Origin of the sequence: Mesorhizobium loti CJ3sym (assembly GCF_000472785.1) — a bacterium.
Lineage (GTDB): Bacteria > Pseudomonadota > Alphaproteobacteria > Rhizobiales > Rhizobiaceae > Mesorhizobium > Mesorhizobium loti_E.
The window spans coordinates 1-14,033 of record NZ_AXAL01000045.1 but is presented as its reverse complement, the minus strand read 5'-3'; the positions used below and the strand labels follow the sequence as shown (position 1 = coordinate 14,033).

Here is a 14,033-nt window from a genome sequence, read left to right as displayed (position 1 = left end):
CAAGTGATCGCCGCTGCTATTTTTTCGGCTTCGAGCCTTTGCCCCCGGCGTCCAGTTCGACCACGCAGGCCAAACGATCGAAGGGCGATTCCGTCAGGCCGAAGACCGAGAAGGACTTGTCGGTCGTGTTCAGCCGATAGAGGCGACGCAGTGTTGGATATCCGTTCTTGATCGTGAAGGTTTGCTGGGCTTGCTCGGAGGCCGGTGCGGCATCGATCAGCAACTTGGTCTTGGTGAATTCTGTTCCGTGACCGCGTAGCGCGTCACCGATGAACTTTTCCCCAAACTCGCCAATGACTTCATCGCTCAATGAGCGCGGCAGGTAGGATGTGTCATACATGATCGGCGTGCCATCGGTGGAAATCACCTTGCGAACGCACAACATCAGCCCATCCGGCGGATCGAGGACGTCAAAGGCTGGATCGTCGATCTTTTCCGTCGTTATTGAGATGAGCTGGATCGAGGGCTTCAGGCCAAGCCGCAGCGCGTCATCGAAGGAGGTGAGAGAGAAATCGAGATCGCGAATGAACCTTCGCTGGTCGCGGACAAAGGTGCCAAGCCCAGGCACCGCCCGTAAGATCCCGGCCGGCTGAAGGTCGCGCAACGCGCGCTTGATGGTCACCGAGCTTACGGCGAACTCCTCCGCCAAAGCAGCGGCGGACGGCAGCGCCTTGCCCGCGACGTACTCTCCCGTGCGCACGCGGCGCATGATTTCCTGCCGCACGTTTTCATGAAGAGCGGTCCAGGTCTGTCCAGTCATTTGAGCCCCGCAATTAGGTATACCAGGATTACCTATCGCATCGACACGAAGATGTCTATCCCCTTGCGAAGATGCAGCGAGGCCGGAGCCAGTGCTTCACAAATTTCAAACACCGGCTTTACAAAAAATTGATACACCTGTTATACCTGGATTACCTTACTGATCAATGGGCACGGGAGAATGGTATGGCAGGCGTGGCGCGGCTCTTGAAGGCGATGACCTCCGTTGCAACCAGCGGCGCCCTCCTGCTTGCAACCACGGGCGCGTTGAGGGCTGAGACAACACGCGAGCGGGTCTTGCGCGAGGGCAAGATTGTCATTGGCATTTCCAATGGCGCGCCCTGGGGATTTCGCGACAAGAATGGCGATGCGGCGGGCTTCGATCCCGAACTGATCAGAGCGGCCTTCAAGAGCCTTGGGGTCAGCAACATCGAAATCGTGGTCACCGAATTCGGCGCCTTGATACCCGCACTTTCAGCACGGCGTTTTGATGCCATCGCCGCCGGGCTCTACATCACGCCGGAGCGTTGCGCGCTCGTCGCGTTCAGCGACCCGGATCTCAAGCTTGCGGATGCAGCGCTCGTCGTGGAGGGCAATCCGAAGCGTATCCACAGCTACGCCCAAATCGCCGCGGACCCAGAGATAAGATTTGGCGTGGGACGCGGCAGCACGACGGCGAAGAATGCGGCCGCTGCCGGCGTGCTCGCCGAGCACACGCTGCTCTTCCCCGACATCCAGTCAAATGTCTCGGCGCTGCTCACGGGCAGGATCGACGTCGCGGCATTCTCGGCGCCGACAGTGGCGCGCATCCTGTCGGACGAAAACATTCATGGAATCGAACGCGCATTGCCCTTCCAGGGAGTGCAGCAGAACGGGACGCAACAGTACGGCTATTCGGCCATTGCGTTTCGCAAGGAGGATGCTGACCTTCGCGACTTGTACAATTCCCGTCTCAAGGCGCTTAAACTCGACGGTACGGTCGCACGCATCATGAGAGAGAACGGCTTCAGCGATCAGGAGCGGGCGCCGGATCTGACCGGCGATCAGGTTTGCGCCGGGCAAGGCTGAACGGCTGCAACATAAGGGACCAGCCGTTATCCCGACGCCAAGCCAACAGCAACGCGCATCAGCAGGCAATAAGCGCCTCGGGCGCCGTCAAGAGCCCACGATCAAGGATATTCGAACGTGACCACTGTTGAGATATTCGTCGGCATTTTTGAAGGGTTCCGCGTTACGGCAACCGTGACCGCACTGGGACTGTTGTATGCCGTGCCGTTCGCCTTGGTCTTTGGCGTGGCGCAATATCTGACCAAGGGTATGGCGCGCCTGGCGATCACAGCGGTCATAGAGTTCTGGCGCAGCTCGGCAGTGATCATATTGCTGTTTGTCTTTTACTACGTGCTTCCTGTCATCGATATCCAACTGCCAGCGATCACCGTGGCTGCGATGGTGCTGGGGTTGAATGCGGGTGGATATGGAAGCCAGGCCGTCAGAGCCGGCCTTCAGTCACTCGATCGGGGCCAGTTCGAAGCCGCCGCGGCCCTTGGATTGCCGCGCCGCCATATCCTCGCCTTGATCGAGCTGCCGCAAGCCCTGACCAGGATGGCGCCGACCTTCATCAACCAGCTCATCCAGTTGATCAAAGGCACCGCCCTGGTGTCTCTCGTGACCCTGACAGACATGACGTTCCGGGCCAAGGAAATCGCCGAATCCGAATACAACCCCGTTGGCGTCTACACATCGCTTCTGCTCGCCTATTTCGTCATTTGTTATCCCGTCACGGTTTTTGGCCGGTGGGTCGAGCAACGCATCGGCGGGCGGAAGGGCCTCACAAATGAATTTTGATTTTGCCTTTGCCGCCACGACGCTTCCCACGATCCTGGGTGTCATCGGAACCACGATCAGCGTTGCCCTGCTGAGTTGCGCCGGCGCCTCGATCCTCGGGTTCAGCTTTGAGATCGCTCGACGGGCGGGCTCCTTACCCGCCTATCTGATGCGGTTTACGATCGACTTCATCCGGTCAACACCGGTGCTGGCCTGGCTCTATTTCCTCTATTTCGTTCTTCCACATTGGGGCTTCACCTTGCCAGCGCTAGTGGTCGGCATACTGGGCCTGAGCATCTATTTCAGCGGATATCTCGCCGAGGTGTTCAAGGCAGGAATCGACGCCATCCCGAAAGGTCAAGCCGAAGCCGCGAAGGCCCTGGGTTTGAACCGGATCGATGTCGTGTCTTTCGTCCTGGCTCCTCAAATGCTGCGCAACGTCGCGGCTCCTGTCGGAAACCATTTCGTCTCTATCCTGAAAGCCACACCCTACCTGGCTGCCATCGCTGTCCCGGAGATGCTGGGCAGCGCGCTCGACATTGCCTCCAACACCTATCGTTACGCCGAACCGCTGACAGTCGTCGGCATCGTGTTTCTCGTCTTGGCTCTGACGATTGCGCAGGGGGTCAGGCTGCTTGAACGCAAGCTTCATGGGCCGACTAACCGATGAACAGCGATGGTCAGCCAATGCGACAGACAGCCCCTTGGCCAGTGGAAATCAGCCAACATCACAGCGCACACCCGCCTGATCGAACGGTGGCGGTGGAAGCCGCTGCGCTCAACAAGTGGTTTGGAAGCTTCCATGCCCTCAAGGACATCAATCTTGCCGTGCCGCAGGGCAGCCGAATCGTGATTTGCGGTCCGTCTGGGTCGGGAAAGTCTACGTTGATCAGGTGTGCAAACGGACTGGAGACGTTCCAAGGTGGAACCATTCGTATTGGCGGTGCCGAACTCACCGGGGACGAGAAACAGCTCCAGAAAATCCGGCGTACCGTCGGAATGGTGTTCCAGCAATTCAATCTGTTCCCGCATCTGACGGTCATGGCCAACTGCACCCTGGCTCTGCGACGTGTCCTTGGCAAATCGAGGAGCGAGGCTGTCGGCATTGCCGTCCATTACCTTGAACGTGTTCGAATACCGGAGCAGGCGCACAAATATCCAGCACAGCTTTCCGGCGGCCAGCAGCAACGCGTCGCCATAGCGCGTGCGCTCTGCATGAACCCCAGGATCATGCTCTTCGACGAGCCAACATCTTCCCTTGATCCCGAGATGGTCAAGGAAGTGCTCGACGTGATGATCGACCTCGCCGCGGACGGCATGACGATGCTTTGCGTCACCCACGAAATGGGCTTCGCTCGCGAGGCAGCCGATCAGGTGGTGTTCATGGATCAGGGCCGCATCGTCGAGACAGCTTCCCCTGCCACTTTCTTTGCCGCGCCGAGCCAGGAGCGAACGCGGCTCTTCCTGAACAAGATGCTTCGTTGAATGAAGGGACGGACCATGAGCGTTCAAACACGGATTTGGACTCCGATCGATTATCACGCCGACGGAAAGCAGTCGGACTGTCTGAGGCTACCGCATTCTACCGACCTGTCGGCCTATGGCTGGATTCCTATCCCGCTGGTGTGCATCAAGAACGGCTCCGGCCCGACGGCGTTGCTGGTCGCCGGCAACCATGGCGACGAATATGAAGGCCAGATCGCGCTTTCCAATCTGGCACGCGAAATCCAGGCGCACCAGGTTTCGGGGCGGCTTCTGATCCTGCCGGCGCTCAATTCTCCTGCCGTCGCTGCGGGCCGCCGCGTCTCTCCGCTCGACGAAGGCAATCTCAACCGTTTGTTCCCTGGCAATGCCGCCGGTTCCCCGACCGAAATGATCGCTCACTATGTCTGCGAGGTGTTGATCCCGATGGCGGATGTGGTCGTCGATCTTCATTCCGGTGGACGGTCGCTCGACTATGTCGTGAGCACGCTGGTGCGTCCGGGGCGAACCGTCGATGAGCATGAAGCGCTGCTCAGGCTCATGCGCTTGTTTGGAGCGCCAATCGGCTTCGTTAGTGACGGAACCGGCGGTGGCGGTCTCACGACGTTGGCTGCAGCGGCACAGGAGCGGGGCGCCCTGGCTTTGACAACGGAACTTGGCGGTGGTGCAACCTTGTCGCAAGAGGGGTTGTCTTTCGCCGAGGCCGGACTGAAGCGGCTGTTGAAAGACCAGGGGATCTTGCGCGATATCGCGATCGAGCCCGCTTCATCCACGCGCCTGATGACGGTCAAGGGCCATAGCGCCTTCGTCTACGCCCACGACCGCGGCATTTTCGAACCGGCTGCGAACATAGGTGATGAGGTCACAAAGGGTCAGATCGCCGGCCGTATCCACTTTCCAGATCTACCGGCGCGCGAACCGGTAACATTGTTCTTTGAATCGTCGGGCCTGGTTGCCTGCCGCAGAGTTCCGTCGCTTACCGATCGCGGAGATTGTCTCTTCAAGCTCATGGCTGATATCGAGGCCGGCAGCCCAGGTCTCGCTTTGCATGCTTAGAGAGCTTCCGAGGCTCAATCCGCGTGTCATCGGCCTGCGCTGCATTCGTTGCCGGGCGGTCTTTCCGATCGCGGACTATTTCGAGGGCTGTCCGATCTGCCTCGGCCAGAACATGCCGGCGAGCCTCGCGATCGCATATCACGAATTCCCCAAATCCATGACACGCCTCGCTGACTGGCAGGTCTATCCTGATCACCCAACGCTGGGCGAGGGCAATACACCTCTCGTCCCGCTGGAAGGGTTAGCCAAGGAGATCGGCGTTCGCGCGCTCTGCCTCAAGAATGAAGGCGCCAATCCGACCGGGTCACAGAAAGACCGCATGAGCCGGTTCGTCGTTGAGCGTGCGTTGGCGATTGGCGCTTCGACGGTTGCCGCTGCTTCAAGCGGTAACGCCGGTGTATCGCTGGCGGCCTACGCGGCGCATGTCGGGCTGAATTGCGTGATTGTAACCACGCCGGAAATGAACCCAAACTGGCGCCGCGCAATCGAAATGCACGGGGCGACATTGCTGGCCACGGAAACGCCGGAGCGGCGCTGGCAGGTGCTCGCCGATCGAGTGCGAGCCGGTGACTGGTATCCAGCCACCAATTTCTCCGTTCCGCCAGTGGGCAGCAATCCGTTCGGGGTGGATGGCTACAGATCGATTGCTTTCGAGATTTTTCGCGAGCTGGGCACCAGTGCATGCAGCGACATCCTCGTCCCGACATCGCGAGCGGATCTGTTGTGGGGGATCGCGCGGGGATATTGCGATTTACAGACGGCCGGCCTTGTCGAGAAACCACCCCGCATTCATGCCGTCGAGCCCTTCGGGCGAATATCGAAAGCCCTCGCAGGACAGGATTATCGCGGCAGTTTTCCAGGCCACTCGGCCTTGATCTCGATCGGGGGGGCGACCGTGACCTATCAGGCGCTCGACGCAATCGCATCGTGCAATGGATCGGCGGCCGTCATCAAGGATAAGGCCGCACGCGACGACCAAAGGCAGTTGGCGCATTGCGGGCTCTATCTCGAGCTATCGAGCGCCGCGGCCTTGACTGGCTTGCGAAAACTTGTCTCTCAAGGCGTGATCGCATCGGATGCCGCAGTCGTGCTTGTCGGCACAGCCAGCGGGTTTTCTGAATTCCAGCCATTCACGCGTCCTATTGCCTTTGTTGGCTAGACCAGAGGCGCATGCCTGGGGACGCGGGCTCGTCGGATGATCGCTAAGCCGGCTTCAGCTGCTTTGGGCCGCGCATTTCGACCAGGGCGCAGCGGCGACCTTCAGCGATCACAAGCGATCGAGATGCGCGTCCAGTTGAGCCAGGATTGCGTCGAGCGATGGCCGCTCCCTGTAGTAGAGGGCGCGGGTTCGCTCATAGGCTTCACCGTAGAGTTGTCGGGTCGCGGGGTCGCTGGGACGAAAAGCCTCGTTGCGCCGCAGATCCGGTTCATCCCCGCCTCGGAACCGATCAGTCCTGTGGGCGTGGTATTCCTGGCTACCTATGAAGGCCTTGACGCCTTCGTCGTCCAAAAGACAGGAGACGTCGTAGTAGTGACGTACGAAGTTGACGGGCATCTCCCCAGAAGCCTGCCGTTGCTGGAATTTGGTGGAAAGGGTCTGCAGCTTTTTGACAAACGTGTAGCCGGGTTCATAGCACAGAACATCGATGGCACGGCCATCACCCAGGCATCGCGCGCGACGGCGACAAGAGATTTGCAGGATCTGGTTCCCAACGGCGCACTGGTAAAAGCTGGGGAGCGCAGGTACACGCGCTACGCACTCCAGATGTCAGATTCGGATAGATAGGTCTGCCATTTCCTATCCACGATCTCGCAGGAAATGCAGCGTTCGATTGGTACCGTCAGAGGCAGGCACCTTCCGTCACAACCAAGCGGCGAGGGCCGTGTCGCAGAGGTCGGCGCCACCCCGCTTAAGATGCCCGTCTGACCGCATCCGGTTGTGCGGCAAGGCAGGCGAAGAGCGGCTCGATTTTCCCTTGTTTGAGCCGAGCCACCGACCGGATCAGTTTCTCGCGTTCGGAATGCGAAAGGATGTCGCGCCCCAGGTCGTGGAGCTTGTCTTCAACCGCGGACTGGTCCATCGGATTGTTGGCGTCGCCAAGAGGACGGGGCACGTCAACGGCACGTTCCCGCCCGCCAATGACCATTGTCACGCGCGCCGGCGTGCGTTGGGGAAAGATGCCGGCAAATTCGTTGGGGTAGCGGATTTCCACTCTCCCAGCGAGCGCCACCACCGCCGCGTCTGAAAGCGATCGAGGACGCAAAGGCCGGAACGCCTCCGCACCGCGCAACGCTGCGAGCGCGGCGGCAAAGGGGACTGAGAACTGCGCCCCCTCAAGCGACTTCGGCGCGATTTCATTGGGGAGTTTTCTCGCTTCAGGAAAGATCTCCACCACCATGCGGCCAATCGGCTCGTCGTGGCCACGGCCCGCAACCAAAGTGAGCACGGCGTCGATAACGGGATGTGTATAGCGGCAGGATGCGTAGGGCTTCAGATACGTCTCGCTGACCAGCCATCGGCTTCCAAGTTCGGCAGTGATCGCTGCGACATTGTAGGCATGGTCGCGATCCAGCATATCGATCGAGCCACTCATGCCACAGCCGGCGCGCTCGGCCGCAAACAGCGCCGTTACCGTCGACCACGGGCTGCTCCCCTTGACAGAACTGGCCTGGCACGCCCCTTGAGGCAGGTTTTGCGGCGCCTCGGCGCCGGCGATCGCGATTGCATGCGCGATCTGATCCGCCCGCATGCCGCGCAGCCATCCAATGGCGGCAGCCACGCCCAATCCGGTCCATTGGCCGCTGGCAAAGCTCATCGTGTCCGAGAACCGGCGGGCGGCGGCGATCCGCAAGGCAACATCATATCCGATGGCGGTAGCAGCCAGCACGTCATGGCCGTCGCTGCTGAGACCTTCCGCTTCCATCAGCACGGCGGGAATGATGGCAGCACCCGGGTGGCCTGCCGCGAGACAATGACCATCATCGACATCGAGAGAACTCGCTGCCGCGCAATTGGCAAACAACGCGCCAAGCGGATGCAGTCCGGCTTCGGCGAACCATGCCGGAGCGGAGCCAGCACCGAAACAGGCCTTCGCGGCCAAACGCGAGAGCCTCGCATTGTCTGTTGGGACACCCCCGATAACCGAGGCGAGCGTGTCGAGAATGGCGCGTTCAGTCTTCTCTACGACCAGATCCGATAGCTGCCCGTAGCGCACATTGCTGACAAAATCCGACAGGCGTTCCGTAACAAACTTCATCACTTTCTCCAAGCTAGGTAGACCTAGTATACCTGGTTTAGTTAAATGGAGAAGCCGTACCCGTGAAATTTCTGGTCATCCTCCTGGCGCTGGACATCAAGACTAAGGAGGTGCTGGTCGCCGATCGGACCACGAAAGATCGCTCCTGTGTCGATGAACCCCGATTTGAGATACACCGCTCTTGCGAGCGCATTGCGGGCGTTGACCGCCAACATCAGTTGCCTGACGTCGGTCCTGTTGTGCCGCATCCAGGCAATGGCCAAATCCGATCCTGCACGCCCATAACCCTTCCCTTGATGGGTGCGGCAGATCCGAAAGCTGTGCATGGTGATCACCTCGCGAGGCGCCCAGTCGGGCAGCGCCTCTTTCTCGCGCAGGATGAAGAAACCTATCCTCAGCCCAAGGGCGACAATTGCGAAAGGATGTTCCAGATCTGGATGTCGGCTGTTTTGCAGGCCATCGAAGATGGCGTCCACAGAGCCGGCGAACTGCTCTTGTTCGGGATCAAGCACCAACCGTCTGATGGCGGCCCGATCGAAGATCGATACGGGGCGCAGGTCGATGTCATCGAGCTTGGGCCTGATGCGCGCTATCCGCGAGTTTGGCAATATGATCCTTTGGTCGTCCGATCGCGACTTCATGAATTGATGTCTCCTTCAAATCGACCGGTCGGTGATTGGGCAAGTCGTGCCGACCTATTCATGGCGACACGGCGGGCGCACGGTTTTTGTCGCGCTCCATTGCATCCAAAAAATTGCACAGCTTGCGCCGGCAAAGAGGCAGGCGAGGCCGACAAAAATATGCCTGGCGGAAACACCCGGGAGGAGACTGGGGAGCGCATAGATTACGACGGCGACAAGCCCGATCGCGGCGTCGATGTTCGCCCGGATACGACCAACCATGCGGTTGGCTACGGTCTTCAGGATTGTTGCATCGCTTCCGGTACGAACCATCATGAAGGACAGACCTATGAGACCTTGCCACAGCAGAGCCTGAGCTACGGTATGAGCCGTGGAAAAAGCGGCAGTCGCGCAGGCGAGGAGCACCGCTCCCAAAGCAATCAGGAGCCTCTCACTTGCCATGCCGCAAAACCCCACAAAAGCGATGCTCCCGATCAAGCCACCGCCCGAATACATCGCAGCGATCCAGCCATATTGGTTTGGTGGCAATTTCAAATCGTATCGTGCGAACCCGGCGAGAAGCGCGTTCGACGCGTGCGCCGAGGCATAGGCCATGAGCAAAGCGCAGCCCGCCACTTTGAGACGCGGGTTGGTTACAGTCCTCGTCAATCCTGCAATCAGATCCTGCATATGAGGGGCAGGCCGCGTTTGGAGCATGCGATCGTCATTGGGGAGAAGGCTGGCGAACAAAGCGGCTAGGAAGGATGAGGCCGCGCAGATGGTCAGGCTGCCGGCGACGCCAACCAACGCCAAACACAATCCGCCCGCGGTTGCGCCAACAATGTTACCGACCTGGCCGAAGAGAATGCCGAAGGACACGGTCCGCATCAGCGATCGTTTGCCTGCCACCTGCAGCAAGGCCTGACTGCTGGGGTAGGACAGCAGGGAGCCGACGGAGACGAAGCATGCCGTGGCGTAGAGGACAGAGATCGGGGGGCGGTCAGGAGAATAGACCAGGGCGATGAGGGCCAAGAATCCGACGCCCGAACCATGAATGGTTTCCCCGATTGCAAACAGCGTGCGACGACGGGAGCGATCTATCAGCGGTCCTATGAACGGCCCAACGGCGAAAGCCAGCAATTGCCAGCAGATCAGAACCTTGCCGACGGAAGCGATGTCACCGGTGATCTGCAGCACAAACCAGGAGACCAGGACGATGTACATGCTTCGCGCGCATTGCATGGAAAACAGCATCGCGTAGACTGGCACGCCTCCAAACAACATGACCCATCCCTTTGCAGAATGCCTGTCGAGGCGCGCAAGGGGCCTGAAGGGCCGCTGGCGCGCCTAGCGGATCGATCCAGCAGCCAGGCCCTTCGGCGGTGTCGCGTTAGTCGTTTGCCTGCCCCAACACGTCATCGAAAGATCTTCGGCCCCAGGCAAAACGCGACCATCCCGACATCGGCGCCCTTGGCGTGCCAACGGCGAGCGGGCTTGCCTTTGGCAGCTCGGACCACCCGGTAATTTTCTCAAGCCATTTCTCGTCATAGACCGTCTCGGCATATCGATGTCCTTCATCGGGAAACAGCGCGACCACCGTCTTTCCGGGATTGTTGCGCGACCACCATTGGGCGACCCGGTAGGCGGCGCCGCTGGTCGGCCCCATGAAAAGCCCGTGTTTGCGATGAAGATCATGCGTGGCGTGGAAAGCCTCCGCCGGAACAAGCCAGTGAACTTCGTCGAACTGACTATGGTCGACATTGGTCGGGAGAATGTTTCCACCAAGGCCGCTAAGGTTCAGCTTGCCGCTTGGCTGGCCAAACAGCACGCTGTTTGGCGTATCGACGCCGATTGCGTAAAGGTCGGGAAACAAAGTGCGCAGATAGCGGGATGTTCCGCTCATGGACCCGCCCGATCCGACAGGACCGACCAGGCAATCAACTTTGCCCAGTCTATCGACAAACTGTTCGGCTACCTTGCCGTAAGACAGCGGATTGTCGGAATTGTAGTATTGCGACGGCCAAAAGCTGCCGGAAGCCTCTTGCAGATATTCCTGCAGACGGTCGAGCCGCGCCTGTTGAAGTCCTCCCGTGAGAGCGGGCCGATCGACGATCGTCACTTCGGCGCCGAGCTCAATCAGCCGTCGATGAAGGTGACGATCAAGCGCCCAGTCGCTGACCAGGATCAGCTTGTAGCCGTGTTGGACGGCCAGCATCGCCAGAGCAAGGCCAAAGGTTCCCGACGAGGATTCACAGACGGTGCCCCCCGGCCTCAACAGGCCGCGTTCGGTAGCGCGTTCAAGCATGAAGCGGGCCGGCAGCAGCTTCATCAAAAAGAAGCTCGCGCCGTAGAGATCGCCGCCCAGGGGAACAAGGCGAGGACCTTCGAAATCTTCCAGCTTGCGCATCAAGGCACGCGTAGACATGGGCTTCTCCTGAGGGCCAAACCGTCAGTGACGGAAGACTGCCGGCTCGAAACCAGACTGTTTCAACGCAGCTGTTGCGCGCTTGATGTTCTCGGATGCTTTTTGATCCATCGCATCGAACATCAGGCCAACCACCGTGCCGCTATGCGCAACCTGGATGCCAATGGCGTCAAAACGGACACCGATCGTTTCGATCTCGGCCAGCCGTGGCTTTGGCAAAAAACGTTCGTTGATCCGGGCGCTGGCCGTGGCAACCCTGCCCAGCATCCGCGCATCGGCACTCTTGATGGCTGTTCGCAACAGGCCGCGCAGGGGGCGAAAGCTTTCAATCTCAAGCTGGTCATAACGCGCCGTCGCGAATTCAAGCGTATCGACCGTTGCACCAGGGGTTGTGTCGATGCTGATGAAGTCGATCGGTGGCAGAGGCCGGCGAAAGGCCTCCATGACGACACCGTCACGGTGTGCAAACAGAACGGCCTGCTGCCTGAACAAGGTAGAGTCACAAGCGGTCTCCGCGCTGACTGCAATCTGCATCACATCGTGCGACGCGGCCTCTATTCCCAACCAATCCAGGACTGCAAGAATGCTCGCCAGGACGTCGGCGGTTGACGATCCCATGCCGCGGCTCAAGGGGATGTTGCTGTCAATCTCAAGATTGGCACCGGTGCCTGGGCGGCCGAATGCGTTGACGGTCAACTCGGCCGCGCGTTTGGCCTTCTCCCGCGAGGCCGGCATGACAATCAACTGGTCGCTGCTATTCGGGGTGAACCTGACTTTCGATCTCAGCTGACGGCAAGGCAGCGAAACGAGCGCACGCCGCATCTGGACGCCGTCGTCTTCGAAGAGGCCTTGAACCAGCTCGCCGTGGTGGCCGATGGCCTCGGCATATCCCGCGCCAATAGGCATGAGGAGTCCTCCCGCGATATACATTGGTATCTTCTTGTTGAACCAAGATATTACTTTCGCAGATGAAGCTTCCTCAAGCAACAATCAAACTAATAATCTTTTGTTTCGAGATAATTGCAAATACAATACGCCCGGCGCATACATCCTACGCATTCGTCACACATGTAACGGCTCAAACAAACAGGCCCGAATCAGAGGAATGGCTGATATCGTCATCACGCCAGCAGTTGCTCGATTAGCCTGCTGAAACAATCAGCCTGATCTATGTTCCAGGGCATACCCCGCGAGCCGGACGGTGCGAATAGCGGCGCTGTGCGAGGATTGTTTGAATAGCTTACGCAGCTGGCTGATGTGAACATCGACCATGCGCGTGCCGACACTGGCGCTGTTTGGCCAGGCCACCTCTAGCAGCTCATCGCGGCTGATGACCTTCTCCGGGTTTTCAAGCAAGTGACGCAGTAATTTGAATTCGATCGGCCCAAGCTGGATCTCCCTGCCGGCGCAGCGAACGCGATGCGTATCGATCTGCATTTCGACATCGCTGTATGTCAGCGAATTGCCCCGCTGGGATCGCTGTCCTGCCCCTAGTCTGGAGCGCAGATACTCGAGCAGCTTGGCCGGCGCAAATGGTCTGACAAAGAGCTCGTCAATTCCAGATCGTAGCAGCTGGATATGTTGGACCTCTGCGCCGGGCGACACCAGGGCGACACAGGGAAGGGCGGCAGTGCGGGCATCCTGCTTAAGTCTGGCGCTGCCTGCCGCTAACTGATTGTCCGGCCGGCAGTCCAGCACGACGACCTTGACTGCCTTCTTCGAGGCAAGCATCAGCGTTTCTTCGACGGAGCTGGCCAACGTGTTGGCGAAGCCGTCAACCTCGAGAATGTGGCTGAGGAGCAGATAGAACTCCGCATCCTGCGAGCAGATGACGATCAATGGCTTCATATCCGCAGCTTAAATCTTTCGGCTGCTATCAAGACGGACTGGCTGTACGTCGAGCCCCGCATTCCCAGGCGCTAGCATGCCAGAACAAACCCGCCATAACAACAAACCCGAGGATCGCGTGCTCTCGGCGCAAGGGCCGTTCTGATCACCGTAGGAAGCCTAGCGTCAGCGACCTCCAGAGAACTCTTCGATAATGCCTGCTGTCAGCAAAAGGCGAAGCTGACATCAACGACCAATATCAAGCGCTTTTCAAACAGGCCGGCTTTGGATCGGAAGACGGCATTAGCCTTGGCGCAGGTACCGGCTCGATACCATCTGCTAGAATGTCTAGTCTGGCACTCTATGGGCTAAGTGGGGCAGGCGTGCCGCGCTGACGTATCGATAGCCGGTCTTCGGGACCGTCTGGATGCAATCGCGCCTGGGCCCCAGCTTTTTGCGCAACGTCCGCACGACCGTATCGACGACGTTGCTGCCGACATTGGTGCGTCGCCAGATGCGTTCGATCAGGTCCTCGCGTCGGACCACCGCGGGCGCATGGTCGATCAGTTCACCAAGGACTTGCGCCTCCAGGCTGGTCAATTCGACGACGTGCCCTTCCACGACGATCTCGCGGCGATCGCGCGCGAAATCCAGAGTGTCGCGATCGACCATCCCCGTCGGTCCGGCATCGACCAGAGCCGCTACCCATCCAATCATGTCGCCGCCCGGAACTTCGAGCACCATGGTGGCCGGCATGTCGGTTGATGGTTCCTGCAAGGGGCG

15 protein-coding genes are annotated in these 14,033 nt (G+C 59.5%); 6 read left to right on the top strand and 9 right to left on the bottom strand.

Going from position 1 to position 14,033, the window contains the following annotated elements; genetic code table 11:
• Positions 1–16 precede the first annotated feature (16 nt).
• Positions 17–760 (bottom strand): GntR family transcriptional regulator, encoded by a 744-nt coding sequence (locus tag A3A9_RS40465; protein ID WP_051371455.1) that lies wholly within the window; start codon positions 758–760, stop codon positions 17–19.
• A 185-nt stretch (positions 761–945) separates the two neighbouring features.
• Between A3A9_RS40465 and ehuB the strand changes: the two genes are divergently transcribed.
• The 6 genes from ehuB to A3A9_RS40460 all read left to right on the top strand — a co-directional run bounded on the left by ehuB (position 946) and on the right by A3A9_RS40460 (position 6,280).
• The gene (ehuB, locus tag A3A9_RS0134690) at positions 946–1,827 is read left to right on the top strand and encodes an ectoine/hydroxyectoine ABC transporter substrate-binding protein EhuB (RefSeq protein WP_051371452.1); all 882 of its coding nucleotides are present in this window, start codon (positions 946–948) and stop codon (positions 1,825–1,827) included.
• Positions 1,828–1,944: 117 nt separating this feature from the next.
• A complete protein-coding gene (locus A3A9_RS0134685) occupies positions 1,945–2,604 on the top strand; it encodes an amino acid ABC transporter permease (RefSeq protein WP_027062624.1) in 660 nt (219 codons plus the stop codon).
• Positions 2,546–3,253: an amino acid ABC transporter permease gene (locus tag A3A9_RS0134680; RefSeq protein ID WP_343286149.1), complete on the top strand. Its 708-nt coding sequence runs from the start codon at positions 2,546–2,548 to the stop codon at positions 3,251–3,253. The genes A3A9_RS0134685 and A3A9_RS0134680 overlap by 59 nt, the downstream gene beginning before the upstream one ends.
• 17 nt (positions 3,254–3,270) lie before the next feature.
• Entirely contained in the window at positions 3,271–4,068 is a 798-nt protein-coding gene (locus tag A3A9_RS0134675; protein ID WP_082222378.1) for an amino acid ABC transporter ATP-binding protein, read from the top strand.
• A 15-nt stretch (positions 4,069–4,083) separates the two neighbouring features.
• Positions 4,084–5,121: a succinylglutamate desuccinylase/aspartoacylase family protein gene (locus A3A9_RS0134670; RefSeq protein WP_027062621.1), complete on the top strand. Its 1,038-nt coding sequence runs from the start codon at positions 4,084–4,086 to the stop codon at positions 5,119–5,121.
• A 112-nt stretch (positions 5,122–5,233) separates the two neighbouring features.
• The gene (locus A3A9_RS40460) at positions 5,234–6,280 is read left to right on the top strand and encodes a pyridoxal-phosphate dependent enzyme (RefSeq protein WP_202596443.1); all 1,047 of its coding nucleotides are present in this window, start codon (positions 5,234–5,236) and stop codon (positions 6,278–6,280) included.
• Positions 6,281–6,388: 108 nt separating this feature from the next.
• Here the strand turns inward: A3A9_RS40460 and A3A9_RS43445 are convergent, their stop codons facing one another.
• From A3A9_RS43445 to A3A9_RS0134625, 8 genes are all read right to left on the bottom strand, one after another.
• Positions 6,389–6,724: a hypothetical protein gene (locus tag A3A9_RS43445; protein ID WP_343286151.1), complete on the bottom strand. Its 336-nt coding sequence runs from the start codon at positions 6,722–6,724 to the stop codon at positions 6,389–6,391.
• Positions 6,725–7,031: 307 nt separating this feature from the next.
• Positions 7,032–8,378, bottom strand: a complete 1,347-nt coding sequence (locus tag A3A9_RS0134655) for an MmgE/PrpD family protein (RefSeq protein ID WP_027062619.1) — start codon at positions 8,376–8,378, stop codon at positions 7,032–7,034.
• A gap of 41 nt (positions 8,379–8,419) precedes the next feature.
• Entirely contained in the window at positions 8,420–9,019 is a 600-nt protein-coding gene (locus A3A9_RS0134650) for a GNAT family N-acetyltransferase (RefSeq protein ID WP_027062618.1), read from the bottom strand.
• Between the two features lie 54 nt (positions 9,020–9,073).
• Entirely contained in the window at positions 9,074–10,252 is a 1,179-nt protein-coding gene (locus A3A9_RS0134645) for an MFS transporter (protein WP_343286150.1), read from the bottom strand.
• A 136-nt stretch (positions 10,253–10,388) separates the two neighbouring features.
• Entirely contained in the window at positions 10,389–11,423 is a 1,035-nt protein-coding gene (locus tag A3A9_RS0134640; protein ID WP_027062616.1) for a pyridoxal-phosphate dependent enzyme, read from the bottom strand.
• Positions 11,424–11,447: 24 nt separating this feature from the next.
• Positions 11,448–12,353 carry a GHMP kinase gene (locus A3A9_RS0134635; RefSeq protein ID WP_245279203.1) on the bottom strand — a complete coding sequence of 302 codons (906 nt, stop codon included), beginning with the start codon at positions 12,351–12,353 and terminating at the stop codon, positions 11,448–11,450.
• Positions 12,354–12,581: 228 nt separating this feature from the next.
• Positions 12,582–13,271: a response regulator transcription factor gene (locus A3A9_RS40455; protein WP_033839071.1), complete on the bottom strand. Its 690-nt coding sequence runs from the start codon at positions 13,269–13,271 to the stop codon at positions 12,582–12,584.
• A gap of 327 nt (positions 13,272–13,598) precedes the next feature.
• Positions 13,599–14,033 (bottom strand): winged helix-turn-helix domain-containing protein (locus A3A9_RS0134625; RefSeq protein ID WP_027062614.1); only part of this gene is annotated, 435 nt, incomplete at its 5' end.

Excerpts from the sequence above, each read along its gene's own strand:
- A3A9_RS40465 (WP_051371455.1), bottom strand. The coding sequence starts at position 760 with ATGACTGGACAGACCTGGACCGCTCTTCATGAAAACGTGCGGCAGGAA.
- ehuB (WP_051371452.1), top strand. The coding sequence starts at position 946 with ATGGCAGGCGTGGCGCGGCTCTTGAAGGCGATGACCTCCGTTGCAACC.
- A3A9_RS0134675 (WP_082222378.1), top strand. The coding sequence starts at position 3,271 with ATGCGACAGACAGCCCCTTGGCCAGTGGAAATCAGCCAACATCACAGC.
- A3A9_RS0134670 (WP_027062621.1), top strand. The coding sequence starts at position 4,084 with ATGAGCGTTCAAACACGGATTTGGACTCCGATCGATTATCACGCCGAC.
- A3A9_RS40460 (WP_202596443.1), top strand. The coding sequence starts at position 5,234 with ATGCCGGCGAGCCTCGCGATCGCATATCACGAATTCCCCAAATCCATG.
- A3A9_RS0134655 (WP_027062619.1), bottom strand. The coding sequence starts at position 8,378 with ATGAAGTTTGTTACGGAACGCCTGTCGGATTTTGTCAGCAATGTGCGC.
- A3A9_RS0134650 (WP_027062618.1), bottom strand. The coding sequence starts at position 9,019 with ATGAAGTCGCGATCGGACGACCAAAGGATCATATTGCCAAACTCGCGG.
- A3A9_RS0134645 (WP_343286150.1), bottom strand. The coding sequence starts at position 10,252 with ATGCTGTTTTCCATGCAATGCGCGCGAAGCATGTACATCGTCCTGGTC.
- A3A9_RS0134640 (WP_027062616.1), bottom strand. The coding sequence starts at position 11,423 with ATGTCTACGCGTGCCTTGATGCGCAAGCTGGAAGATTTCGAAGGTCCT.
- A3A9_RS0134635 (WP_245279203.1), bottom strand. The coding sequence starts at position 12,353 with ATGTATATCGCGGGAGGACTCCTCATGCCTATTGGCGCGGGATATGCC.
- A3A9_RS40455 (WP_033839071.1), bottom strand. The coding sequence starts at position 13,271 with ATGAAGCCATTGATCGTCATCTGCTCGCAGGATGCGGAGTTCTATCTG.